This window comes from Micromonospora sp. NPDC018662, from assembly GCF_044391475.1.
Classification (GTDB): domain Bacteria; phylum Actinomycetota; class Actinomycetes; order Mycobacteriales; family Micromonosporaceae; genus Micromonospora.
Genome location: NZ_JBISAC010000001.1, coordinates 1,019,032 through 1,043,175, shown reverse-complemented (window position 1 = coordinate 1,043,175; position 24,144 = coordinate 1,019,032). Strand labels below are relative to the sequence as shown.

Below are 24,144 nucleotides of genomic sequence, written 5' to 3'. Positions count from 1 at the left end.
GACGCGCTGACCGTAACCGGTCGGTGCGCCCCGGCGGCATCGGCCGCGCGGGCGGGAGCCGGAGGTGGGAGGTGGGAGGTGTTAAGCGGGGCCCCCGCCTATACCGGAGGCGTTAACCAGGGGCCCCGCCTTTCACCGGAGGTGCAGCACGTCGCCGGCGGCCAGGCGGAGCGTCTCGCCGGCGGCGTCGACCAGGAGCTGGCCGTCCGGGTCGACGCCGGTCGCGGTGCCGTGCACCTCGCGCCCGTCCGGCAGCAGCACCCGCACCCGGCGGCCGACCGTGGCGCACCCGGCCAGGTACGCGTCGCGCAGCCCGCTGGCCACCGCGTCACCCCCGGCGTCGCGCCAGCGCGCGTACCAGTCGGCGAGCGAACGCAGCAGCGAACGCAGCAGCGGGTCCCGGTCGGTGGCGGTGGCGCCGGCGAGCTGGAGCGAGGTGGCCGGCAGCCCGGTCGGGTTCTCCGGCAGCTCGGCGGCGCGCAGCGTCACGTTCAGGCCGACGCCGACCACTATCGCGGGCGGCGCGGCACCGTCGCCGGGCACCGCCTCGGCCAGCACACCGGCGCACTTCGCGCCGTCCACCAACAGGTCGTTGGGCCACTTCAGCCGGGCGTCCAGCTCGGCCAGCAGGCGTACCGCCTCGGCCACCGCGACGCCGGCCAGCAGCGGCAGCCAGCCGTACCCGGTGGGCGGCACCGGCGACCAGCCGCGCTCGGTGACCGCCTCGCCGGGCCGCAGCAGGACGCTGGCCGCGATGCCGGCGCGCGGCGGCGACTGCCAGACCCGGCCGCGCCGGCCCCGGCCGGCGGTCTGCCGCTCGGCGACCACCACCAGGCCCTCCGGCTCACCGGCGCGCGCCGCGCCCACCACGTCGGCGTTCGTCGAACCGGTCTCCGCCAGCAGCTCCAACCGGCGCCAGGGCCCGTGCGGCGCGACCAGCGCGCGCCGCAGCCGGGCCGCCGACAGCGGCGGGCGGTCCAGATCGGTGTACGGCGAGCCGGGCATCCCGCCAGCCTACGGCCCGGATGAGGCGCACTGCACAGCCTCACCCGCCTGAACCATCGTTATATTCCACGGGTGACTACCGAGACCGGGACCACCATCCACACGACCGCCGGCAAGCTGGCGGACCTGGAGCGACGGCTCGACGAGGCGGTGCACGCCGGGTCGGCGCGCGCGGTCGAGAAGCAGCACGCGCGAGGCAAGAAGACCGCCCGGGAGCGGATCGGGATGCTCCTCGACGAGGGTTCGTTCGTCGAGCTGGACGAGTTCGCCCGGCACCGCTCCACGAACTTCGGGCTGGAGCGGACCCGCCCGTACGGCGACGGCGTGGTGACCGGCTACGGCACCGTGGACGGCCGGCAGGTCTGCGTGTTCGCGCAGGACTTCACCGTCTTCGGCGGCTCCCTCGGCGAGGTCTTCGGCGAGAAGATCGTGAAGCTGATGGACCTGGCCATGAAGATCGGCTGCCCGGTGGTCGGCATCAACGACTCCGGCGGCGCGCGGATCCAGGAGGGCGTCGCCTCGCTCGGCCTCTACGGCGAGATCTTCTTCCGCAACGTGCGGGCCAGCGGCGTCATCCCGCAGATCTCCCTGATCATGGGCCCGTGCGCGGGTGGGGCGGTCTACTCCCCGGCGGTCACCGACTTCACCGTGATGGTCGACCAGACCTCGCACATGTTCATCACCGGCCCCGACGTGATCAAGACGGTGACCGGCGAGGACGTCGGCATGGAGGAGCTGGGCGGCGCCCGCACCCACAACGCCCGCAGCGGCAACGCGCACTACCTCGGCGCCGACGAGTCCGATGCGATCGACTACGTCAAGGCGCTGCTGTCGTACCTGCCGTCGAACAACCTGGACGAGCCGGTGGTGTTCGACGCCCCGGCCGACCTCGACATCACCGACGAGGACCGGGAGCTGGACACGCTGATCCCGGACTCGGCCAACCAGCCGTACGACATGCACCGGGTCATCGAGCACGTCCTCGACGACGGCGAGTTCCTGGAGGTGCAGCCGCTGTACGCGCAGAACATGGTGGTCGGCTTCGGCCGGGTCGAGGGCCGCCCGGTGGGCGTGGTGGCGAACCAGCCGATGCAGTTCGCCGGCACGCTGGACATCGCCGCGTCGGAGAAGGCGGCCCGCTTCGTGCGTACCTGCGACGCGTTCAACGTGCCGGTGCTGACGTTCGTGGACGTGCCCGGCTTCCTCCCCGGCACCGGGCAGGAGTGGGACGGCATCATCCGACGCGGCGCGAAGCTCATCTACGCGTACGCCGAGGCCACCGTCCCCAAGGTCACCGTGATCACCCGCAAGGCGTACGGCGGCGCGTACGACGTGATGGGCTCCAAGCACCTCGGCGCGGACCTGAACTTCGCCTGGCCGACCGCGCAGATCGCGGTGATGGGCGCGCAGGGCGCGGTGAACATCCTCTACCGGGCCGAGCTGGCGAACGCCGAGGACCCGGCCGCCGTCCGCGCCGAGAAGATCGCCGAGTACGAGGACACGCTCGCCAACCCGTACATCGCCGCCGAGCGCGGGTACGTCGACGGGGTGATCCCGCCGCACGAGACGCGGACCCAGATCGTGCGGGCGCTGCGGGTGCTGCGGACCAAGCGCGAGACTCTGCCGCCGAAGAAGCACGGCAACATCCCGCTGTAGGTGTAAGGAAGGGGCCCCTGTTAACGCCTCGCGTAGAGCAGGGGCCCCTTCTTAACACCCGGCCTGGTTCAGCAGCCGGGGTTGGCGGCGACGCACATCCGCTCGGCCGCGACCCGGGCCATTGCCAGCAACTGCGCCTCGGAGAGCCCGGTGCCCGGTACCTCGATGCTCAACGATGGCGTCGGCACCAGGACCGTCACCAGGTCACCCACCCGCACGACCAGCCGGAAGTACGAGAAATGGCCGGGCGGTTCGACGGTTGCCCGGTCCAGCCGCTCCGTGACGGTGTGCCGGAGCAGCACCGCCTGGTCGCCGGCGAAGCCGCTCGCGGTGATCCGCCAACTGCGCACCACGTCGGCCTCGACCGTGCCTCGCTCGGTGTAGATCCGGCCCCTTGTCGGCCATGCGCCGCAGGCCTTCACCGTGCGCTCCAGGTCGCCGAAGAACCGGCGTGCCGCGCCGGCCTCCATCCGGTAGACGTCCTGGGTGAGGACCGCCCCGCTCTGCGACGAAGGCGACGGGGGCATCCCCAGTGTGGTCTGCCCCCGGGAGTAGCGCGACCGTGGCTCCTCCGCCGGCAGCCCTTGCGCGCGGGCGCAGACCTGGAGGACGTCGTCGACCCGGACCGGCTCGTCGAGGGCGGTCTCGCGGAGCTGCTCACCGGTCGGGACCGGCACGTCCTCCGGGGTCAGCATCGCCTCCACCGGGATCTCCGCGTACCCGCCGAGGGCGCCGGCCGCGGGCGGCTGCGGGGCACCGGTGCGGTCCACCACTGTCGCGGCGAGCGCGGCGACCACCACCACCGACACGGCGGCCAACGCCGCGGTCCGCCGGCTGCGCCGCCGGGCCGTGGCGCGGATCGTCTCCGGCTCCAGCCACTGGACGTCGCGAAGGTCCCGGTGCAGTGACTCCACCAACGTGACGTCGTCAGGCATCTGCCGCCTCCTCTTCCAGATCCACGACGGCGAGCAGCCCGGCGAGCGCCGTCCGCCCCCTCGACAGCCGGGCCTTGACGGTGCCGACCGGCGCCTCGGTCTCCCGGGCCACCTCGGCGACCGGCATGCCGAGCAGGTAGTGCATCGCGATGGCGGTGCGCTGCGCCTCGGGCAGCCGGCGCAGCGCGGCCACCACGTCCATCGTCTCGGTGCTCGGCGCCGGCACGTGGTCGCCAGCCCCGTGCCGGAGGTAGGCGCGGGCCCGGCTGCGCAGGCTGCGCCACCGGCTGACCGCGATCCGGCTGGCCACCACCCGCACCCAGGACTCCGGGTCGTCGTACCCGCGCACCGTCGGCCACCGCTGCCAGGCCCGGATGTACGCCTCCTGCACAGCGTCCTGCGCCTCGGCCAGGTCACCGGTCAGCACGTAGACGAAGCCGAGCAGCCGTTGCCGGCTGCCGCGGTAGAACTCGTCGAAGCCGTCGCTGTCGGGCACTGCCACCTCCCCGTGTTCGCCAGGGACACGCCTGGCGACGCGGCTCGGGTTGCCCGGTCAGCCGATCAATTTCGCCAGTTCGCCCGGCGGGTACTCGCCGGCCGGGATCCGTTCGCGGACCGCCCGCCGGACGGCGACCTGGACCGCCGCGTTGGCCGGGGTCGGCACCCCGTGCAGGCGGCCGAGCAGCACGATCTCGCCGTTGAGGTGGTCGGCCTCGGCGGAGCCGGCACCCCGGGCCAGACTCTGCCAGGTGGAACCGCCGGACCGGGTCTCGCCGTCGACCGGCCGGTGCGCCACCCGGTCCCCGCGTTCGGCGGCCTCCTCCTCGCGGGTCGTGTGCGGGATGCCGGCGGCGGCCAGCACGGCCTCGCCCTCGGCCCGGACCCGGGTCGACAGCGCCTCGGGCACGTCGCGGCCGAGCAGCGCCTGGAGGCCGTTGCCGAGGTTGGCCAGCAGCTTGCCGCACTTCCAGCGCATCACGTCGTCGCGGACCGGGGCGACGAAACCGGCGGCGGTCAGGTCGGCGGCGACCGCCCGGTCGGTGTCGTCGGCGCCGGTCGGGTAGCGCCCGAGGTGCAGCATGCCCGGATGCGGGTGCCCGTTGGCGACCACCACGCCCGGCTCCAGGTGGGTGGCGGGCAGCCACACGCAGACCGGGTGCACGCGGGCGAACAGTCGTAGCGCGGCCGGCTCGTTGGCGACCCCGTTCTGGGCCAACACGACCGGCAGCCGCTCGCCCGCCGTCCCGCCGCCCTCCACCGGCGCGTCCACCCAGGCGGCCAGCGCGGCGACGGTGTCCTGCGACTTCACGGTGAGGACCAGCACCGTGTCGGCCGGCAACGGCGGGCCCTCAGGCCCGGCCACCGCCGGCAGCCGGCCGGTCACCGTGCCGCGCGGCGTGCGCAGCGTCAACCCCCGCTCACGCAGCGCGTCCAGGTGGGCGCCGCGGGCCACCAACGTCACGTCGCGGCCGGCGTCGGCCAGGAGTACGCCGATGGTGCCGCCGACCGCGCCGGCTCCGATGATCACGTATCGCACCGGTCCGATTCTGCCTCGTCGGACCGGGTCCCGCCCGGGACCGCCGCGTGTCCCGGCGGGACGACGCGTGCCGTGGCGCGTCCCGGCCGGCGATGCGCGGCGCGGCGCGGCATGCCGGGGCGGCGGATGCCCGGACGCGGGACGGGTCAGCCGGTGAGGCCGGCGTCGGCGAGGATCGGGCCGGCCAGCAGCAGCGCGCCGGCGACCAGCGCACCGACGCTGACCAGCAGGAACAGGCCCACCCAGAACAGCGGCGGGAACGGTGTGAGCCGGGCGAGCTGGTCGGCGTCCGACTCCGGCATCCGGCCCCGGCTGCGCTGGCGTCGCAGTTCGAACACCGGGCGTACGCCGCCGAACAGCAGGAACCAGACCGACGTCCAGGCGAACGCGGCCTGGACCTGGGGCGAGGTGTACCAGGAGACGGCGAGCACCAGGCCACCGGTGACAAGCAGCGACAGCGCGCCGAACAGGTTGCGGATCAGCACCAGCATGGCCAGCAGCAGCGCCACCGCCACCCAGAGCAGCAGCGTGATCCGGTTCCCGGCCAGCAGCCAGGCGCCGGCCAGGCCGAGCAGCGACGGAGCGACGTAGCCGGCGAGCAACGTGAGGATCATGCCCGGCCCGGAGGGACGGCCGGCGGAGAGCGTCAGCCCGGACGTGTCCGAGTGCAGCCGGATGCCGTGCAGCCGCCGACCGGTGAGCAGCGCCACCAGCGCGTGGCCGCCCTCGTGGGCGATGGTCACCGCGTTGCGGGCGATCCGCCACGGCAGCCGGGTGGCGACCACCGCGAGCGCGACCAGTGCGGTGAGCACCACCAGCAGCGGCGGCGGGTCCGGCTGGGCGCTCAGCAGCGTGTCGATCAGGGGCATGGGCGGGGAGCCTACCGGCCGGAGTCGTGTCGTTCGATCGGCCGGGTCTCATAGAGTGTGAGACTGATCGGACGAGGCACCGGAGCGGAGGTGAGGTTCGTGAGCGCAGCTCCGTGGGAGCCGCCGAGGTCACACATCGGTCTGTGGACCGAGACCGACTACCTCGCGTTGGACCACGGCCTCGACCGCATCGAACTGCTCGACGGGAGCCTGATCGTGACCCCTGCCCCGAGCAAGAGGCACCAGTTGGTGTCCTGGAACCTGGTGGACAGCCTGCGCCGGGCTGCCCGTCCGCTCGGATTGTTGGTGTTCGAGGCGGTGAACGTACGGCTCGGCGTCAATCGCATGGTCATCCCCGACGTGGTCGTCGCCGACACGGACGACGAAGGCACCGTGATCGAGGCCGGTGAGGTCAGGCTGGTGTGTGAAGTCGTCTCCCCCGGTAACGCCGCCGCCGACCGGGTGGTCAAGATGCAGCTCTATGCGATCGCCCGGATCCCGTGGTATCTGCTGGTCGAGCAGGACGGCGACAGCCACTCGCTGCGGCTGCACCGGCTCGACGGTGAGCACTACGTCGAGGACGCGGTGGCGAAGGCCGGTGAGACACTGACGGTGACCGAGCCGTTCCGCTGGGCCATGGATCCGGCCGCACTCCGGTGACCGCGATGAAAATTTCCTTGCGTCCTATTGCGATCTAGGGCACTTACCTCCAAAGATGGTCGTCAATCAGTTGACGTCCTCTGGAGGCACACCATGGCCCGTACCAGACTCTCCGTACGCCGGCTCCTCGCCGCCGGCCTGGCCGTCGCCGCCACCGCGGCCGCGGCCCTCGTGGCGACCGCCGGACCGGCCGCCGCCGCGACCACGCCCGGCATCGACGTCTCCCGCTACCAGGGCACCATCAACTGGACCAGCGTCCGCAACGCGGGCATCCAGTTCGCCTTCATCAAGGCCACCGAGGGCACCAGCTACAAGGACCCGAACTTCAACACGAACTACGTGAACGCCTACAACGCCGGCGTGATCCGGGGCGCGTACCACTTCGCCCGGCCGAACCTCTCCGCCGGCTCGACCCAGGCCGGCTACCTCGCCAGCAACGGCGGCGCCTGGTCCGCCGACAGCCGGACGCTGCCCGCCGCGCTGGACATCGAGGCCAACCCGTACAGCGGCGGCTACTGCTACGGCCTGAGCACCACCGGCATGCGCAACTGGATCCAGGACTTCCTCAACACCTACCGCTCCCGCACCGGCCGGTACGCGGTCATCTACACCACCACGAGCTGGTGGAACCAGTGCACCGGAAGCTGGACCGGCCCGTGGGCCAACCACCCGCTGTGGCTCGCCCGCTGGGCCAGCTCGGCCGGCACGCTGCCGGCCGGCGCACCGGTCTGGAGCTTCTGGCAGTACACCGCCACCGGCAGCGTCTCGGGGATCAGCGGCAACGTCGACCGCAACTACTGGAACGGCGACCGGACCCGCCTGATCGCGCTGGCCAACAACACCTGACGGACGCGTCCAGCAGCGGGATCGCCTCGAACCGGGGCGGTCCCGCTGCCGTCGTACCGTCTGATCGAAGCTCAGGCCCGGCGGCGCGCGGCGACCGGCACGGGCACCGCGGCGGGCCGGCGGGCCCAGCGCCACGCCGCCACCCCGGCGACGGTCAGGGTGAGCACCCCGAGGACCGCGACCGGCGCGGACAGCCCGGCGGTGATCAGGAGCAGGACGGCGTCGCCGAGCGCGACCAGCATCCACAGTGCCAGCCGGGGGCCGGTATCCCTGCGTCGGTAACCCATGTCGCACCTCCTTCGTCGTCGGGGGTATTCATACCCCCGACTACGGAAAGTCATGCGAACGAGTTTCGCGGGCGCGGGATTCGCCTGGTCAGTTCTGCCGGTCCGGCACGAAACCCTTGGTGATGACGTCGAACGCGGCCAGGTTGGCCTGCCAGTCCTTGGCCGGCACCTCCCAGCGCAGCGCGTACCCCCGGTTGCTGGCCGTGGCCACGCCCCGGTTACGCACGTGGAAGCGGGTGCCACCGTTGCGCGTCTCCAGCCAGTCCCAGTCGGCGCAGGTCCGGTAGTAGTCGCACCGGGTGATGCTGAGGTACTGGTAGTTGCTGACGTAGTTGCGCCGGTTCGGCTCCTGGTCCTTCCAGTCCGCGTACGCGTCCTTCTGCGGGCGGGACGTCCACTGCATGAACAGGACGCGGCGGGCGCCGCCGACCTCGTAGAGCACGACCTGGTTGTTGCTCGGCTTCGCCTCGAAGTTGTTCGGGATCGGCACCTTGAAGCCGTTGGAACCGGTGTAGTACTTCCAACCGGCCGGCAACGTGAAGGCCGACGCCGACGGCGACGCGCTGGCCGAGGGCGTCGGGCTGGCCGACGCACTGCTCGGCGAGGCGCTGGCACTCGGCGAAACGCTGGCCGTCGGCGCGGGCGGGCCCGCCGACGCCACCGAGGAGCCAGCCGTCGGGCCGCCGCCGTCACCGTCGTCGTCGCCGTTGTTCAGCAGCGGCACGGCCACCGCCAGACCGACCAGCAGCACCAGGACCAGCGCGCCGAGCAGCAGGTTGCGTCGGTTCGGCGCCGCCTTGACGCCGGGCAGCACGGTCGCCCGGCCGGTCGACGACACCGCGCCGCCGGGCGCCGGACTGACCGGCGCGGTGTCGGCCGGAGCCGGACTGACCGGCGCCGTGCGCGGCGCGGGGGCGGGGGCGGGAGCGGCGGCCACCGGCTCGCCGTCGAGCCGGGTCTCGTCGAGCGCCGGGTCGGCGTCGTCCACCCGCGTCTCGTCGACCGGCGGATCGGCGTCGAGCTTGGTGGTCGGATCGGCGACCGGCAGGGTCACCTTCGCGGTCGGGCCGGCGTCGGAGGTGGGCGCCGGCACCTTCGCGGTCGGATCGGCGACCGCCCCGCTCGCGGCGGCGGCCACCCCGGACGCCGAGGTGGACGCGCGTTCCACCTGGTCGTCGGCCGGGCGCGGCGCGGGCACCAGCGGCGGGCGCGGCGCCCGCGGACCGTTCGGCCCCGGCCGGCGTACGCCGTCCAGCAGCGAGATGCCCTTGACCCGCCGGCCGCCGACCTTGCGCAGCATGCGTTCCGCCACCTCGGCGGTGATCCGCTCGTCCGGATCCTTGCGCAGCAGGCCCTGGAGCACCGGCTTGAGCGGCCCGGCGTTGCGCGGCGGCGGCATCGGCTCGGTGGCGAGCGCGGCCAGCGTGGCGATCGCCGACGGGCGGGCGTACGGCGACTTGCCCTCGACGGCGGCGTAGAGCGTGGCGCCCAGCGACCACAGGTCGGCCTCCGGCCCGGCGGTGCCGTCCCGCGCCCGCTCCGGGGAGATGTAGGCCGGTGAGCCCAGCACCATGCCGGTGCGGGTCACGTTCGGGTCGCCCGGAATCGTGGCCAGGCCGAAGTCGGTGAGCACCACCCGCCCGTCCTCGCCGAGCAGCACGTTGCCCGGCTTCACGTCGCGGTGCATGATGCCGGCCTTGTGCGCGGCCTTCAACGCGCCCAGCACGCCGAGACCGATCTCGACCGCCTTGGCCACCGAGACCGGGCCGTCCTCGGCGATCGTGTCCTGCAACGACTTCGACGCGACGTACTCCATGACGATCCACGGGTCGCCGTCGGTGCGCAGCACGTCGAAGATGCGGACCACGTTGACGTTGTTGAGCCGGGCGATCGCGCGCGCCTCGCGCAGCGAGCGTTCCCGCATCTCGCGGCGCTCGTCGGGGGTGAGACCGGGCGGCGGGACCAGCTCCTTGATGGCGACGTCGCGGTGCAGCACCTCGTCCCGCGCCTTCCAGACGCGGCCCATGCCGCCCTGACCGAGCGGCGTGATGAGCCGGTATCGGTCAGCGACGAGTTGGGGAAGCGCGTTCGACATCGCAGAAACGGTACCCGGCCGGTCCGACGCGCACACCGCCGGCACGCCACTCTACGACGAAGGTCGAGTTCGCGACGCGTACCCTTGGGTCATGTCTGCCGAAGAGCCGATGTTCCGGGTCGTCCGCGGCGTGCCCACCACCGAGGAACTGGCCGCCCTGGTCGGCGCGATCGTGGTGCGCACCCGCCCGGTCCCGGCCGCCGCGCCGGCCCCCGTGTCGCACTGGACGCGCAGCGCCCGCCCGGCCGGCGCCACGCCGGTCGCCGGCCCCGGCGCGTGGCGCGCCTCCGGCCTTCCCCGCTGAAACCTTCCCCGCGTACGCGAGCCGTACCGGGGCTGCCGGGATCAGCGTGGAGCCATTAACCTCACTCTGGGAGACCGTTCGGTGACGGGCAGGGAGGTCCGATGATCCCGGAGGACAACCGGCCAGCCGGCTGGCTGCGCGACTACGGCGGCATCGAGGCCGACATCCGACAGATGCGAGAGTTCGCCGACCGGCTGCAGGACGAGGTCACGCGCAACTACTCGCCCCACCTGTCGTACATCGCCGACGACATGAAGGCCCCGGTGCCCAACCCGGCCGACGCCTTCATCGAGCTGGTCCAGTTCCTCCAGGCCCACCACGAGACACAGAAGGCAGCGGTCAGCGCCGTGTGGGACCTGGCACCCGCCACCGGCCGGCTCGCCGAGGCCGCCGGACGGATCGCCGCCCGCTACGACGACTCCGACGCCTTCTCCTCCGCCCGGGTCGGCGACGTCGAACGGGCGCTCGCCGGCCCCACCACCGCCGTCGCGCGCCCCACCCCACCACTGGCCGACCCCACCGGACCCGACCAGGGGCGGGTGGTCCTGCCGTGATCGAACGGGGCGGCGGACGCACCTCCGGGCTCACCGACTGGCGACTGATGGACGTGCTCAGCATGTGGGCGTGCCTCCAGGACCAGGACACCACCGGCCAGTGGAAGCAGGTCGCTGGCTGGCGCAAGGTGTGCGACCTGGCGCTGGCCCACCTCGGCCGGCTGCGGGAATACCGGCGCGGGCTCGCCGAGGCGTGGCCCCCCGAGACCAACGCCGCCGCCCGCGCGTACGTCGGCGAACTCGACCAACTCATCGATAGGGTGCAGCACACCCACGACGCCGCCGCCGCGAACTACGACGCGCTCGCCGCCGCCGCCCGCGCCATCGGCAGCGCCCGCACCGAACTGCAACCGCTGTACGACGAGTACGCGAACAAGCTGCGGCAGAAGCAGGCGTACGAGGCGACGATCGCCGATCCGAAGGCGGTCGCCGGAAGCCGACTGCCGGAACGCCCCCCGGTGACTGACGACGACCTGGAGCAGGTGAACGTACGGGCGCGTGGGTTGATGACGGGGCTGAGCGGAGAACTCCAACAGGCCCAGGTCATGCTGCGCCAGCCTCCGCCGAGGCCAGTTCCAAAGATGGACGAGGCACCCACAGGAGTCGATGGCCCTGTGCCAACGATCCCGCCGATCATTCCCGTCCCGGTCTCGATCACGCCTGTCAGCAAGCCAACAGGTTCCCGAACAGCGACACGAACAGTGCCAGTCGCTCCAACACCCGGCGCTGGCCCAATCCTCGGCGGTGCAGGTACCGCTCTTAACCCAACACCGCCGCCCACAATGCCGGCAACCCCAACGACTGTCTCAGGCGGGCCACCAACGGTCAGCCCGAACTCAATTCTTCCCCCGGCCTCGCGACCGTTCGGGCCTACCTCAAAGATGCAGCCCATCCAGCCTGGTGAGACATTCCGTGGGGGGGTCAGCGGGAGCCCGATTTCCCCTGGCAGTTCTCCACGCCCAGCGCCTTTCGGAGGACTCATCGGTGGGAGTCCTCACTCGGGTCTGACGCAGCCTGCTGGCGGTTCTCCTCGCCGGGTAAATCCCGTCGGCGGCGTAATCGGTGGTGGGGCGGCCGGGACTGCCCCGACTGGAGGAGCAGGTTCTCGGCCAGGCGCTGGCCGTCAGCCTCAACAGGGAAGCCTTTCGGGCCTTCATCCACTCGGCGGTAGTCCGGCGTCAGCAGGACCCAACGCTCTCGGTCCATCGAGCCGGCTTGCTCACCGCCGCAGCCAGGAGTCAGCCACCACGTGGGATCCCGATAATCCTTGGAAGACTAATGAGGGCGTTGACCCTATAGTGCAAGCTCCGGACGAGGAGGGGCCAATCGACCCAGGGCCTGCTATCGGATTCTCCCGGTGAGGTTGATATGGTTCTGCCTACTGACAATGACAATCGCTCTTACATCGGCAGGCAGTAAAGATCTAAGCACTGCAGTAGCGAATGCAATATCCAGCCAACACCAATGGCATCTTTCTTACCTGAAAGTAGCGAATGCCCACGCCATAAGCCAGGGCGAAGGCGTGTTGGTTGCCGTTCCCGACAGCGGTGTCGCTCCACACCCCGACCTGTCCGACAACCTCGTTCCCGGCACCGACGTCATCCCAGGAGGATCTGGCAACGGCTTGAGCGACCAAGACGGGCATGGAACTGGGATGGCTGGATTAATTGCCGCAGACCGCAAGGACCATGCGCGCGGGGCTCTCGGCATCGCACCAAAGGCAAAGATCTTGCCAATCTACGCGTCCCCCACTCATCAGGATGGAACTTCGGAAGCTCTCGCGAAGGGCATCGAGTTTGCGATCTCCCATCACGCCCAGGTGATCAGCATCTCGGCCGCCGGCGGAGCTGACACCCAATTGCAGCGAGCGATTAGATCTGCCATTAATGCTGATATCGTTGTTGTGGCTGCAGCAGGCAACGCAAGCAAGTCTCCGCTCGTTGGCTATCCAGCGAGCGAACCAGGCGTTCTCGCTGTCGGTGGCTCCGACCAGCGAGGGAATCATGCTGCCGTGTCGGTTACGGGCCCGGAGATCGACGTGGTTGCGCCCGCCGTCGACATCTACAGCACCGGTCTGAACGGGGGCTACCGAGTTGGCACCGGCACATCGGATGCCACCGCGATCGTTGCCGGGGCCGCTGCTCTGATCCGCTCGAAATATCCCCACCTCCCCGCCCAGGAGGTCGCACACCGGCTCACCGCGACCGCCATCGACAAGGGACCACCCGGCCGGGACGACGAGTACGGCTACGGGGTCATCGACCTGGTCGCCGCGCTCACCGCCGACGTCCCTCCACTCGGTTTCGAATCCACCGGGGTGACCGCCCCGGCCTCGACGGCGACCGGACCCGACACCGGCGACGGCGGCAGCACGGCTCGGGGCCTCGCGACCCTCGGTGTGCTGCTGGCTGTGGGCGGCGGCTATCTGGTGTGGCGGCGGCGCCGACGTGCCGACGACCCGCCGCCGAGGATGAGCCGGTAGCGTCGGCGGGGTGTCGACCTCCGTGCCGTTGCGCCTCGTACTCGCCTCGCAGAGTCCTGCCCGCCGCAAGCTGCTCCAGGCCGCCGGGATCGAGCCCGACGTGCTGGTCAGCGGTGTCGACGAGTCGCAGGTGGTCACCGACCGGGCCGAGGACCTGTGTCTCGAGCTGGCCCGCCTGAAGGCGCAGGCCGTGCTCGGCCGGCTGCGTTCCGTCCCGGGCGAGCGCACGCTGGTGCTGGGTTGCGATTCGGTGCTCGCGTTCGACGGCGAGATCTTCGGCAAGCCGGCGGACGCGGCCGACGCGACCCGGCGGTGGCAGCGGATGCGCGGGCGCAGCGGCGTGCTGCACACCGGGCACTGTGTGATCGACGTGGCACCGGAGGCGCGCGCGGAAGCGGTCGCCTCGACCACGGTGCACTTCGCCGACATCAGCGACGAGGAGATCGCCGCGTACGTGGCGACGGGTGAGCCGTTGGCGGTGGCCGGGGCGTTCACCATCGACGGGTTGGGCGGCGCGTTCCTGACCGGCATCGAGGGCGACCCGGGCACGGTGGTGGGGTTGTCCCTGCCGCTGTTGCGCCGGCTCCTCGGCGAGCTGGGGTTGAGCGTCGTCGACCTGTGGACGAAGGTCGCGCCGGGGGGCCAGGAGGTCGAGCATCTCGGCTAACGTCCGGGCATGACCACGAAGCCGTTGCCGCTGACCCCGGAACTGCACGCGTACCTGGTGGCCCACGGGTCCGCCCCCGACGACATCGTCCGGGAGCTGGCCGAGGAGACCCGGGCGGCCCTGCCGGCCGAGGCGGACATGCAGGTCGCGCCGGAGCAGGCGGCGTTCCTGACGTTCCTGACCCGGCTGCTGGGCGTACGTCAGGCGGTGGAGGTGGGCACCTTCACCGGGTTGTCCTCGCTGGCGATCGCCCGCGGGTTGGCCGACGGTGGCCGGTTGACCTGCTTCGACATCTCCGCGGAGTACACCGGGGTGGCCCGCCGTTACTGGGCCCGGGCCGGCGTCGAGGACCGGATCGACCTGCGCATCGGGCCGGCTGCGGACACGCTGCGGGAGTTGCCCAGGGAGCGGTACCTCGACTTCGCGTTCATCGACGCGGACAAGGTCGGTTATCCGGTCTACTGGGACGAGTTGGTGCCCCGGATGCGTTCCGGCGCGGTGATCGCGGTCGACAACACGCTCCGCGCCGGCCGGGTGCTCGCCCCGCGCAACGCGGACGATCGGGCGATCGCCGCCTTCAACGACGAGGTCGTCGCCGACGCCCGCGTCGAGGCGGTCATGCTGCCGATCGCCGACGGGGTCACCCTCGCCCGGGTGCGCTGAGAGCTCGCCGAGGTGGCGGCGTCCCGGACCGTCGGGCCCCGCCACCTCGCCGACGTGGGGTCGGTCAGGGGAGGGCCGGGCGCAGGGCGCGGCCCAGGCGCACGGTCAGCAGCACGGCCACCGCGATGAAACCGGGCAACATCAGGAAGGCCGGGTGCGGTCCGACGCCGTCGGCCACCCGCCCGAGCGCGACCGGCGCGATCCCGAAACCCACCGCCATCGAGTACGACGACCAGCCCGCCGCCCGGTCCGCGGCGGTGCCGGCCACCGCCAGCGCGATGGAGATCGCCAGCGGGTAGTGCAGGGCGTTGCCCAGGCCGAGCACGACCAGGCCGGTGACCGCCAGCCAGCCGACCGGGCTGGCCCAGAACAGCGTGAACCCGGCGAGCGACACGGTGAGCGCGCCGAGCAGCAGCGGCACCGGTGGCCAGCGCAGCGCCGCCCGTCCCCCGGCGAGCCGGCCGGCGAACATGCCGCAGACGATCGCCGCGACGGCCGCCGACGCGCCACCGGCGCTGAGCCCGGCGTGGGTCCGCAGCACGTCGGCAGTCCAGAGGGACAGGCAGACCTCGATCGAGCCGGTGACCGACATCAACACCCAGGCGATCCAGTACGCCCGCGGCAACCGCCCCGACGCCGCCCGCCTGCCGGAGCCGGGGCCGGGTGGCGGGGCCTCGGTGGGGGGCCCGGTAGCCGCGGAAGCGGGGGCGGCCTGCGGTGTGCGTACCCGGAAGGTCAGGGCGGCGAGCGCGACCAGCGTGATCAGCCCGACCTCGACGGCCATCACCGGCCGCCAGCCCAGGCCCGCGTCGACGGTGGCGCCGATGGTCAGCGGCGCCAGGATGCCCATGCCGGCGCAGGCGGCGTTGGCCTCGGTGAGCGCGGCGGGCGCGGCGGGCCCGTGCCGGGCGGTGAGCACCACGTTGACGCCGCTGATCACCATCATGCCGAAGGTGGCGACGACCGCGACGGCGGCGATGGTGGCGGGCAGCGGGCGGAGCACGCCGAGCGCGGTGACGCCGGCGGCCACGCCGGCGAGGCCGAGCCAGACGGCCGGGCCGCGACCGTAGCGGCGGGCGACCGGGGCGAAGAGCGCGCCGCCGGCCAGCGCGCCGACCGCGATGCCGGTGCTGTGCAGGCCGGCCACCGCGGCGCTGGTGCCCTGTTCGTCGCGGAGCAGCGGTACGACGGGGCCGAACCCGTAGAGGAAGAAGCCCCAGAGGCCGAGCTGGGCGTAGGTCAGCCAGGTCGTCCGGTCACGGGTGAGGCGGGGCACCGGCCCGACGGTACGTCCGCGGGCCGGTGCCCCGCCCCCCGATGAGAGGCAGCTCTCGTGGGTGTTAAGCGGGGCCCCTTCCTCTACCGAATGCGTTAAAAGGGGGCCCCGCCTTTCACCTCACGCTGCGAGCGAACTGCCGGGCGGCCCAGACGACGCCGGCGACGGCGAGCACCGCGATGATGCCGAGCCCCTGCCAGACCTTGTCGTTGCCGAGGTCGCCGCCGAACAGCGCGCGGGTGCCGTCGACCGCCCAGGAGAACGGGTTCCACTTGGCCACGCCCTGCAACCAGCCGGGGGCGAAGGTGAGCGGCAGCAGGATGCCGGAGAGCAGCAGCACCGGCTGCGCGACGGTGTTCATCAGCGGGGCGAGCGCGTCCTCGCTCTTGACCTTGAGGGCGACGCCGTAGGAGACGGCCGAGGTCATCAGCGCGATGAGGGCGAGCATCAGGTACGCCAGGAGCAGGTAACCGATGAAGACCCGCAGGTCGAACAGGACCGCCAGCAGGGTGATGATGACGGCCTGCGCGATCAGCGAGACCACGTCGCGCAGGGAGCGGCCGAGCAGCAGGGCGAGCCGGCTGACCGGGGTGACCCGGGAGCGTTCGATCACCCCGGCGCGCAGTTCGGCGATCAGGCCGAAGCCCTGGAACAGGCCGCCGAAGATGGCCAGCAGGACCAGCAGACCGGGCACGAAGATCTTGTACGCCTCGGCCTGGGTGGGCGCGTTCAGGGCCGGCTTGAGCAGGGGGGCGAAGAGCAGCAGGTACATCACCGGCTGGAAGACGCCGACGAAGAGCCAGACGGGATTGCGCAGCAGTAGCTGCGCCTGGCGTTGGAAGATCAGCCAGGTGTCGCGGGCGAGTTTCATGACAGCTTCTCCGGGGTTCAGGACTCGCGCAGCGAGCGGCCGGTCTTGGTGAGGAAGACGTCGTCGAGGCTGGGCCGGTGCAGCTCGATCGAGCGCAGCTCCAGCCCGGCGTGGTCGAGGCGGCGCAGCACCTGCGGGATGGCGACGGCGCCCTCGTCGACGTAGAGGCGCAGGCCGCCCTCGTCGACGGTCTCCAGCTTGGTCACGTACGCCTCGGTGTCGAGCAGCTCGGCGGCGTGCGGGGTGGTGGCGGCGTCCAGGCCGACGATCACCACCTCGCCGGAGATCTCGCGCTTCAGCTCGGCCGGGGTGCCCTCCGCGACGATCTCGCCGTGGTCCATGATCGCGATCCGGTCGCAGAGCGCGTCGGCCTCGTCCAGGTAGTGCGTGGTGATGAAGACGGTCATTCCCTCGGTGCGCAGCCGGCGGATCTCGTCCCACATGTGGGCGCGGCTCTGCGGGTCGAGGCCGGTGGTCGGCTCGTCCAGGAAGACGATCTTCGGTTCGTGGATGATGCCGAGCGCGATCTCGACGCGTCGGCGCTGGCCGCCGGAGTAGGTCTTGCACTTGCGGTCGGCGTAGTCGCTGAGCTGGAACGCGTCCAGCGCGCGGGCGGCCCGCCGGTGCGCGTCGGCCTTGCCGATGCCGTAGAGGCGGGCCTGGAGCACCAGCTCCTCGCGGGCGCTGGACTCGTCCCAGGTGCTGCCGCCCTGCGGCACGTAGCCGATCCGGCGGCGCACGCCGGCCGGGTCCTTGCGCAGGTCGGCGCCGGCGATGGTGGCCTGGCCGCCGTCCGGCTCGATGAGGGTGGCGAGCATCCGCAGCGTGGTGGTCTTACCGGCGCCGTTGGGCCCGAGGAAGCCGAAGATCTCCCCCTCGGCGACGTCGAGGTTGACGCCGCGGACCGCGTCCACGGTCTTCGTCTCGCGACCCGCGCGGGAGCGGAACGACTTCCGCAGCCCCCTGGTCTCGATCATTTCTGCTCCTGGTCGTCCGGGCCGGGGGCGCCCGGCCACCGGTCAGCGGTTCGCGTCGAGGCTAACGCGATATAACTTCTTTGGTCAACTTTGATTATTTCGTTTCGCCGTCCGTCCAGCCGGACCAGCCCTCCGCCCGTTCCATCCCGGCGGGCAGGTACGACACCCCGGACTCGATCCGCTCCGCGATCCGCTCGCACCAGGCCATCTCCGCCTCCGTCCGGGCCAGCCACAGCTCGAACATCCAGCCGACGTGCACCGGCTTGCGGGCCCGTACCCAGTCGGAGTCCAGCGAGGCGCGCATCGACTCCACGCCGGCGCGCAGCAGGTTGGCCCGGTTGCGCAGCGCCGCCGCCGCCTCCTCGCGCGGCATCGCCGGCAGGAACGAGAACGCCACCGCGAACGGGTCCGGCGACTCGTGGAGCTGCCACCACTGGGCTCGCAGCAGCGTCTCGAACTCGTCGTCGCCCTTCGGCGTCACCTCGTACGTGGTGCGGGCCGGGCGGGCGCCCACCTGCTCCACCGAGACGGTCCGGAGCAGCCCTTCGTCGGTGAGCTTGCGCAGCGCATGGTAGATCGACCCGGGCTGCACGTTGGCCCATTTGTCCGCACTCCAACTCAGCAACTCGCGGCGCACGTCGTAGCCGTGCACCGGCTGCATCCACCTGACCAGGCCCAGAATCATCATCCGCGTCGCCGACACCCGACAAGCGTAATAACCAAGTTTGACTACAGTGCGGCATCCCACACTGAGCGATCGTTAGGGCCAGCAGCCCGGCCGATACACTCCCGGCATCGACCTCCCGGGAGGAGCCCCCAAGGTGCGCAAGGTTCTCATCGCCAACCGCGGCGAGATCGCCGTCCGCGTCATCCGCGCCTGCCGAGACGCCGGGCTGGGCAGCGTGGCCGTCTACGCGGACTCCGACCGGGACGCCCTGCACGCCACGCTCGCCGACGAGGCGTACGCCCTCGGTGGCGACACCGCCGCCGACAGCTACCTGCGCATCGACAAGCTGATCGACGTGGCCGCCCGGGCCGGCGCGGACGCGGTGCACCCCGGCTACGGCTTCCTCTCCGAGAACGCCGACTTCGCCCAGGCCGTCATCGACGCCGGGTTGACCTGGATCGGCCCCACCCCGCAGGCGATCCGCGACCTGGGCGACAAGGTGACCGCCCGGCACATCGCGCAGCGCGCCGGCGCGCCGCTGGTGCCCGGCACGCCCGACCCGGTGGCCGGCGCCGACGAGGTGACCGCGTTCGCCACCGAGCACGGGCTGCCGGTCGCGATCAAGGCGGCGTTCGGCGGCGGCGGCCGGGGCCTCAAGGTGGCCCGCACGCTGGAGGAGATCCCGCACCTGTTCGAGTCGGCCACCCGCGAGGCGGTCGCCGCGTTCGGCCGGGGCGAGTGCTTCGTCGAGCGCTACCTGGACCAGCCCCGCCACGTCGAGGCCCAGGTGCTGGCCGACCAGCACGGCAACGTGATCGTCGTCGGCACCCGCGACTGCTCGCTCCAGCGCCGCCACCAGAAGCTGGTCGAGGAGGCGCCCGCGCCGTTCCTCACCGACGCCCAGCGCGCCCAGATCCACGACAGCGCCAAGGCGATCTGCCGGGAGGCCGGCTACCACGGTGCCGGCACGGTGGAATACCTGGTCGGCGCGGACGGCACCATCTCCTTCCTGGAGGTCAACACCCGGCTCCAGGTCGAGCACCCGGTGACCGAGGAGACCGCCGGCATCGACCTGGTGCGCGAGCAGTTCCGCATCGCCGACGGCGAGAAGCTGCGCCTCACCGAGGACCCGACGCCGCGCGGGCACGCCATCGAGTTCCGCATCAACGGCGAGGACCCGGGCCGCAACTTCCTGCCCGCGCCGGGCACCGTCACCGCGCTGCGGCTGCCCAGCGGCCCCGGCGTCCGGGTGGACACCGGCATCTCGGCCGGCGACGTGATCGGCGGCAACTTCGACTCGCTGCTGGCCAAGGTGATCATCGTCGGCGAGACGCGTACCGAGGCGCTGGAACGGGCCCGCCGCGCGCTGGACGAGATGGTGGTCGACGGCATGGCCACCGCGCTGCCGTTCCACCGTCTGGTGGTCCGCGACCCGGCGTTCACCGCCGAACCGTTCACCGTGCACACCCGGTGGATCGAGACCGGCTGGGACAACACCGTCCCGGCGTTCACGGCCACCGCCGGCGCCGCCGAGGGCCCGGCCGAGCGCGAGACCGTCGTGGTCGAGGTGGGCGGCAAGCGGCTGGAGGTCGTCCTCCCCGCCGGCCTCGGCGCGGGTACGCCGACCGCCGCGCCCGCCGCCCGCAAGCCGGCCCGCCGGGGTGGCGGGGGCAAGGCGGGCGCCGCGGTCAGCGGGGACACGCTCGCCTCCCCGATGCAGGGCACCATCGTGAAGATCGCCGTGGCCGACGGCGACACGGTCGCCGAGGGTGACCTGGTCGTGGTGCTGGAGGCGATGAAGATGGAGCAGCCGCTGCACGCGCACAAGGCCGGCACGGTGAGCGGCTTGGCGGCCGAGGTGGGCGCGGTGATCACCGCCGGCGCCCCCATCTGCACCATCGAGGGGTAAGGCGGGGCCCCCGCTTAACGCCTCCGGTAGAGGCGGGGCCCCTTGTTAACACCTCGCGCGACGGGTGGTCTCGGCCACCGGCGGGGGCGGGGAACCTCCGGAGCAGGAATGATGGCCGGGTGCGGTTCCTTCATGGCGCGGTCCCCGCGCACGACCTGACCTACAACGACGTCTTCATGGCGCCCAACCGTTCGGAGGTGGGCTCCCGGCTCGACGTCGACCTGTCCTCCGGCGACGGCACCGGCACCACCGTCCCGCTGGTGGTGTCGAACATGACCGCGGTCGCCGGCCGGCGGATGGCCGAGACGGTCGCCCGGCGTGGCGCGGTCGCGGTGATTCCGCAGGACATCCCGATCGAGGTCGTCGCCAACGTGGTCGGCTGGGTCAAGCAGCGGCACCTGGTGCACGACACGGCGATCACGCTCGGGCCGACCGACACCGTCGGCGACGCCATCCACCTGCTGCCGAAGCGCTCGCACGGCGCGGTGATCGTGGTCGACACCGAGGGCCGGCCGGTCGGCGTGGTGACCGAGGCGGACACCGTGGGGGTGGACCGCTTCGCCCAGCTCCGGCACGTGATGTCGACCGAGCTGCACACCGTGCCGGCGGACGCGGACCCGCGTACCGGATTCGAGCGGCTCTCCGCGGGCCGGCGGCGGCTCGCCCCGGTGGTGGACGCCGACGGCCGCCTGGTCGGCGTGCTGACCCGCGCGGGCGCGCTGCGCGCGACGCTCTACACGCCGGCGGTCGACGACCGGGGCAAGCTGCGCGTCGCGGCGGCGGTGGGCATCAACGGCGACGTCACCGGCAAGGCCGCCGCGCTGCTGGAGGCCGGGGTGGACACCCTGGTCGTGGACACCGCGCACGGCCATCAGGAGCGGATGATGCAGGCGCTGCGGGCGGTCCGCAAGCTCGACCCGGGCGTCCCGGTCGCGGCCGGCAACGTGGTCACCGCCGACGGGGTACGCGACCTCGTCGAGGCCGGCGCCGACATCGTGAAGGTCGGCGTCGGGCCGGGCGCGATGTGCACCACCCGGATGATGACCGGGGTGGGCCGACCCCAGTTCTCCGCGGTGCTCGACTGCGCGGCGGCGGCCCGCTCGCTGGGCCGGCACGTCTGGGCCGACGGTGGCGTCCGCCACCCGCGGGACGTGGCGCTGGCGCTGGCCGCCGGGGCCTCGAACGTGATGATCGGTTCCTGGTTCGCCGGCACCTACGAGTCCCCGGGCGACCTCTACACCGACGCCGACGGCCGGCGCTACAAGGAGAGCTTCGGCATGGCCTCGTCCCGGGCGGTGAGCGCCCGGACCGCCGAGGACAGCACGTTCGACCGGGCCCGGAAGGCGATCTTCGAGGAGGGCATCTCCTCGGCCCGGATGTACCTCGACCCGACCCGACCCGGCGTGGAGGACCTGATCGACGAGATCGTCTCCGGGGTGCGCAGCGCGTTCACCTACGCGGGCGCGCGCAGCCTGGACGAGTTCCACGAGCGGGCGTTGGTCGGCGTGCAGAGCACCGCCGGCTACACCGAGGGCATGCCGCTGCCGACGAGCTGGTGAGCGTCAGGTGTTAAGCGGGGCCCCCGCCTATGCGGAATGCGTTAAGCGGGGGCCCCTCCTTACACCCGGGCGGGTTCGGCGGCGGCGGGGGGCGCGTCGGCTCGTACGCGCGGCAGGCGCAGGCAGGCGAGCAGGCCGACCAGCAGGAACCCGGCCGCGGTGAAGGCCGCGTAGCGGGTGGCGTCGGAGAACGCCGCCTTCGCCTCCTCGGCGACCGGCGCGGTACGCGGATCCGCCGCCAGCCCGCTGATCGCCGCGCCGGCGCTCTCCTTGACGGCGGTCACCACCTGGTCCCGGCCGGCCGGGTCGAGGCCGGGCTGGTCGGCCAGCCGGTCGCCGAGCAGCCCGCCGAGGCCGGCGAAGAGCACGGTGCCGAGCACCGCGATGCCGAGCGCCGAGCCGACCTGCCGGGCGGTGCTCTGCAGGCCGGAACCCTGCCCGCTGCGCCGGACCGGCACCTCGGCCAGCGAGACGCCGGTGAGTTGCGCGGTGGCCAGGCCGACGCCGACGCCGTAGACGAACAGGAACGCCACCGGGGCCCACCAGCGGGTGTCCGGCGCGACCACGAAGCCGAGTCCGGCGACGCCGACCAGTTCGGCGGCGACGCCGAGCTGCACCACCCGGGCCGCGCCCCAGCGCTGGGTGAGCGGCGCGCCGATGCCGCTGGCGAGGAAGCTGCCGACGGCGAGCGGCAGCAACGCCAGGCCGGTGCGGAAGGCGCTGTAGCCGAGCACGTTCTGGAACCACAGCGGCAGCGCGAAGAGCAGGCCGAACTCGCCCAGGCTGACGATCGCGGCGGCCAGGATGCCGTTCCGGAACGAGCCGATGCCGAACAGCGACAGGTCGAGCAGCGCGGGCCGGCCGGCCCGGTTGCGGCGGATCTGCTGGGCCAGGAAGACGCCGAGCGCGGCCAGTCCGGCCAGCGCCGCCACCGGCACCGGCGAGATCGAGGCGGTCCAGTCCAGGCCGAACAGGCTGAACGGCCGTTCCCGCTCCCACCAGCCGTAGGTGCGGCCCTCGATGAGCGCGAACACCACACCGGTCATGCCGACCACGGAGAGCAGTGCGCCGAGCAGGTCGACGCCGCGTTCGGCGCGGTCGTCGCGGGACTCGGCGACCAGCAGCAGGGTGCCCACGATCACGGCGAGACTGACCGGGACGTTGATGCCGAACGCCCACCGCCAGGAGTAGGTGGTGGTGAGCCAGCCGCCGAGCAGCGGCCCGAGCGCCGCCGCGCCACCGATGGTGGAGCCCCAGACCGCGAACGCGATGCCCCGTTCCCGGCCGGTGAAGTTCGCGTTGAGCAGGGAGAGCGAGGTGGGCAGCATCATCGCGCCGCCGATGCCCTGGAGCACCCGGGCGCCGATCAGCGCCTCGCCGGAGCCGGCGAACGCGGCCAGCACGCTGGCCACCACGAAGACGCTCACCCCGGTGACGAACATCCGCCGCCGTCCGGACCGGTCGGCGAAGCGGCCGGCGACCAGCAGCAACGACGCGAAGACCAGGGTGTACGCCTCCTGGACCCACTGCGCGTCGGTGGAGGTGATGTCCAGGTCCCGGATGATCTGCGGCACCGCGACGTTCACGATGGTGGCGTCCACGATGATCATCGCCACGCCGAGGCTGATGGCGAGCAGTCCGAACCAGCGTCCGCGCCCGTCGGTGCGCATGACACCCCTCCCCTTTTAGCTAGATTTTCTAGCTACCTGAGATGCTACCTTTAACCCATGGAGGGGGTGCCGTCAACCGGGGAGACCGGGCCGGCCGGGCCCACCGGCCCGCCGCCGCGCAGTGAAGCGGCCCGCGCCCTGCGCGAGATGCTGCGGGTCGCCGGGGACACCCGGGCCGCGCTGGCCCGCCGCCTCGGCATCGGCGCGACCGACGCCGCCGCCATCGACCACCTGATCTCCAGCCCCGAGCCGCTGGGCCCGGTCGAGCTGGGCAACCGGCTCGGCATCCGGTCCGCGTCCGCCACCACGCTCGTCGACCGGCTGGTGCGGGCCGGCCACATCGCCCGCGCCCCGCACCCGCACGACCGCCGACGGCTGAGCCTCCAGGTGACCGAACACGCGGTCGGCGAGGTGCTGGAGGCGCTGCGCCCGATGCTGGTCGGCGTGGACCGGGCGGTCGCCCGGCTCACCCCGGAGCAGGCCGAGGCCACCGCCGCGTTCCTGCGCGAGGTCGCGGACGTGATGCGCGACTACGTGGCCACCGCGCCGGACGAGCCGCCGACGACCCGGCGCGGTGACGCCGATCGCGGCTGAGGTGATTCTCAGTAATTAGTTTGGGCCCTGATGATTCGGGCGCTAATCTGACGGCCGTGAA

General features: G+C 72.4%; 23 protein-coding genes. 11 read left to right on the top strand and 12 right to left on the bottom strand.

The window, feature by feature from the left end; translation table 11 throughout:
- Positions 1-132: 132 nt before the first annotated feature.
- A complete protein-coding gene (locus ACH495_RS05140; protein WP_396856438.1) occupies positions 133-1,005 on the bottom strand; it encodes a biotin--[acetyl-CoA-carboxylase] ligase in 873 nt (290 codons plus the stop codon).
- A gap of 72 nt (positions 1,006-1,077) precedes the next feature.
- Between ACH495_RS05140 and ACH495_RS05135 the strand changes: the two genes are divergently transcribed.
- The gene (locus ACH495_RS05135) at positions 1,078-2,661 is read left to right on the top strand and encodes an acyl-CoA carboxylase subunit beta (protein WP_396856437.1); all 1,584 of its coding nucleotides are present in this window, start codon (positions 1,078-1,080) and stop codon (positions 2,659-2,661) included.
- 68 nt (positions 2,662-2,729) lie between these two features.
- Here ACH495_RS05135 and ACH495_RS05130 read toward each other — a convergent pair whose 3' ends face one another.
- The 4 genes from ACH495_RS05130 to ACH495_RS05115 form a co-directional block, all read right to left on the bottom strand.
- Positions 2,730-3,596 carry a hypothetical protein gene (locus ACH495_RS05130; protein WP_396856436.1) on the bottom strand — a complete coding sequence of 289 codons (867 nt, stop codon included), beginning with the start codon at positions 3,594-3,596 and terminating at the stop codon, positions 2,730-2,732.
- Complete coding sequence (locus ACH495_RS05125) at positions 3,589-4,092, bottom strand: RNA polymerase sigma factor (RefSeq protein ID WP_396856435.1); 504 nt, start codon at positions 4,090-4,092, stop codon at positions 3,589-3,591. Before ACH495_RS05125 ends, ACH495_RS05130 begins: the two co-directional genes overlap by 8 nt.
- Positions 4,093-4,149: 57 nt before the next feature.
- Positions 4,150-5,133, bottom strand: a complete 984-nt coding sequence (locus ACH495_RS05120) for a ketopantoate reductase family protein (RefSeq protein WP_396856434.1) — start codon at positions 5,131-5,133, stop codon at positions 4,150-4,152.
- Between the two features lie 146 nt (positions 5,134-5,279).
- Positions 5,280-6,002 carry a M50 family metallopeptidase gene (locus ACH495_RS05115; protein WP_396856433.1) on the bottom strand — a complete coding sequence of 241 codons (723 nt, stop codon included), beginning with the start codon at positions 6,000-6,002 and terminating at the stop codon, positions 5,280-5,282.
- A 99-nt stretch (positions 6,003-6,101) separates the two neighbouring features.
- Here ACH495_RS05115 and ACH495_RS05110 point away from each other — a divergent pair, with 99 nt between their 5' ends.
- Together ACH495_RS05110 and ACH495_RS05105 are read left to right on the top strand one after the other, a co-directional pair.
- Complete coding sequence (locus ACH495_RS05110) at positions 6,102-6,662, top strand: Uma2 family endonuclease (protein WP_396856432.1); 561 nt, start codon at positions 6,102-6,104, stop codon at positions 6,660-6,662.
- Positions 6,663-6,755: 93 nt separating this feature from the next.
- Complete coding sequence (locus tag ACH495_RS05105; RefSeq protein ID WP_396856431.1) at positions 6,756-7,508, top strand: GH25 family lysozyme; 753 nt, start codon at positions 6,756-6,758, stop codon at positions 7,506-7,508.
- Between the two features lie 71 nt (positions 7,509-7,579).
- Here ACH495_RS05105 and ACH495_RS05100 read toward each other — a convergent pair whose 3' ends face one another.
- Positions 7,580-7,795, bottom strand: coding sequence for a hypothetical protein (locus tag ACH495_RS05100; RefSeq protein WP_396856430.1), 216 nt, complete (start codon positions 7,793-7,795; stop codon positions 7,580-7,582).
- A gap of 88 nt (positions 7,796-7,883) precedes the next feature.
- On the bottom strand, positions 7,884-9,890 hold the full coding sequence (locus tag ACH495_RS05095; RefSeq protein WP_396856429.1) for a protein kinase: 2,007 nt from the start codon (positions 9,888-9,890) through the stop codon (positions 7,884-7,886).
- A gap of 91 nt (positions 9,891-9,981) precedes the next feature.
- Between ACH495_RS05095 and ACH495_RS05090 the strand changes: the two genes are divergently transcribed.
- The 5 genes from ACH495_RS05090 (at position 9,982) to ACH495_RS05070 (ending at position 14,560) form a co-directional block, all read left to right on the top strand.
- Positions 9,982-10,194 (top strand): acyl-CoA carboxylase subunit epsilon, encoded by a 213-nt coding sequence (locus tag ACH495_RS05090; protein ID WP_396856428.1) that lies wholly within the window; start codon positions 9,982-9,984, stop codon positions 10,192-10,194.
- A 101-nt stretch (positions 10,195-10,295) separates the two neighbouring features.
- A complete protein-coding gene (locus tag ACH495_RS05085; protein WP_396856427.1) occupies positions 10,296-10,748 on the top strand; it encodes a hypothetical protein in 453 nt (150 codons plus the stop codon).
- A gap of 1,387 nt (positions 10,749-12,135) precedes the next feature.
- Positions 12,136-13,230, top strand: a complete 1,095-nt coding sequence (locus tag ACH495_RS05080; protein ID WP_396856426.1) for a S8 family serine peptidase — start codon at positions 12,136-12,138, stop codon at positions 13,228-13,230.
- Between the two features lie 10 nt (positions 13,231-13,240).
- The gene (locus ACH495_RS05075) at positions 13,241-13,897 is read left to right on the top strand and encodes a Maf family protein (protein WP_396856425.1); all 657 of its coding nucleotides are present in this window, start codon (positions 13,241-13,243) and stop codon (positions 13,895-13,897) included.
- Between the two features lie 9 nt (positions 13,898-13,906).
- Positions 13,907-14,560, top strand: a complete 654-nt coding sequence (locus ACH495_RS05070) for an O-methyltransferase (protein WP_396856424.1) — start codon at positions 13,907-13,909, stop codon at positions 14,558-14,560.
- 64 nt (positions 14,561-14,624) lie between these two features.
- Here the strand turns inward: ACH495_RS05070 and ACH495_RS05065 are convergent, their stop codons facing one another.
- The 4 genes from ACH495_RS05065 to ACH495_RS05050 form a co-directional block, all read right to left on the bottom strand.
- Positions 14,625-15,836 carry an MFS transporter gene (locus tag ACH495_RS05065; RefSeq protein ID WP_396856423.1) on the bottom strand — a complete coding sequence of 404 codons (1,212 nt, stop codon included), beginning with the start codon at positions 15,834-15,836 and terminating at the stop codon, positions 14,625-14,627.
- A gap of 115 nt (positions 15,837-15,951) precedes the next feature.
- Complete coding sequence (locus ACH495_RS05060; protein WP_396856422.1) at positions 15,952-16,707, bottom strand: ABC transporter permease; 756 nt, start codon at positions 16,705-16,707, stop codon at positions 15,952-15,954.
- Between the two features lie 17 nt (positions 16,708-16,724).
- Positions 16,725-17,684, bottom strand: a complete 960-nt coding sequence (locus tag ACH495_RS05055; RefSeq protein ID WP_396856421.1) for an ATP-binding cassette domain-containing protein — start codon at positions 17,682-17,684, stop codon at positions 16,725-16,727.
- Positions 17,685-17,778: 94 nt separating this feature from the next.
- Positions 17,779-18,372, bottom strand: a complete 594-nt coding sequence (locus ACH495_RS05050; protein ID WP_396856533.1) for a PadR family transcriptional regulator — start codon at positions 18,370-18,372, stop codon at positions 17,779-17,781.
- A 133-nt stretch (positions 18,373-18,505) separates the two neighbouring features.
- Here ACH495_RS05050 and ACH495_RS05045 point away from each other — a divergent pair, with 133 nt between their 5' ends.
- Together ACH495_RS05045 and ACH495_RS05040 are read left to right on the top strand one after the other, a co-directional pair.
- Positions 18,506-20,260 (top strand): acetyl/propionyl/methylcrotonyl-CoA carboxylase subunit alpha, encoded by a 1,755-nt coding sequence (locus ACH495_RS05045; RefSeq protein WP_396856420.1) that lies wholly within the window; start codon positions 18,506-18,508, stop codon positions 20,258-20,260.
- 119 nt (positions 20,261-20,379) lie between these two features.
- A complete protein-coding gene (locus tag ACH495_RS05040; RefSeq protein ID WP_396856419.1) occupies positions 20,380-21,819 on the top strand; it encodes a GuaB1 family IMP dehydrogenase-related protein in 1,440 nt (479 codons plus the stop codon).
- A gap of 59 nt (positions 21,820-21,878) precedes the next feature.
- Here ACH495_RS05040 and ACH495_RS05035 read toward each other — a convergent pair whose 3' ends face one another.
- On the bottom strand, positions 21,879-23,489 hold the full coding sequence (locus tag ACH495_RS05035) for an MFS transporter (protein WP_396856418.1): 1,611 nt from the start codon (positions 23,487-23,489) through the stop codon (positions 21,879-21,881).
- 57 nt (positions 23,490-23,546) lie between these two features.
- On the opposite strand from ACH495_RS05035, the gene ACH495_RS05030 reads away from it, so the two are divergent.
- A complete protein-coding gene (locus ACH495_RS05030) occupies positions 23,547-24,083 on the top strand; it encodes a MarR family winged helix-turn-helix transcriptional regulator (RefSeq protein WP_396856417.1) in 537 nt (178 codons plus the stop codon).
- The last annotated feature ends 61 nt before the right edge of the window (positions 24,084-24,144 follow it).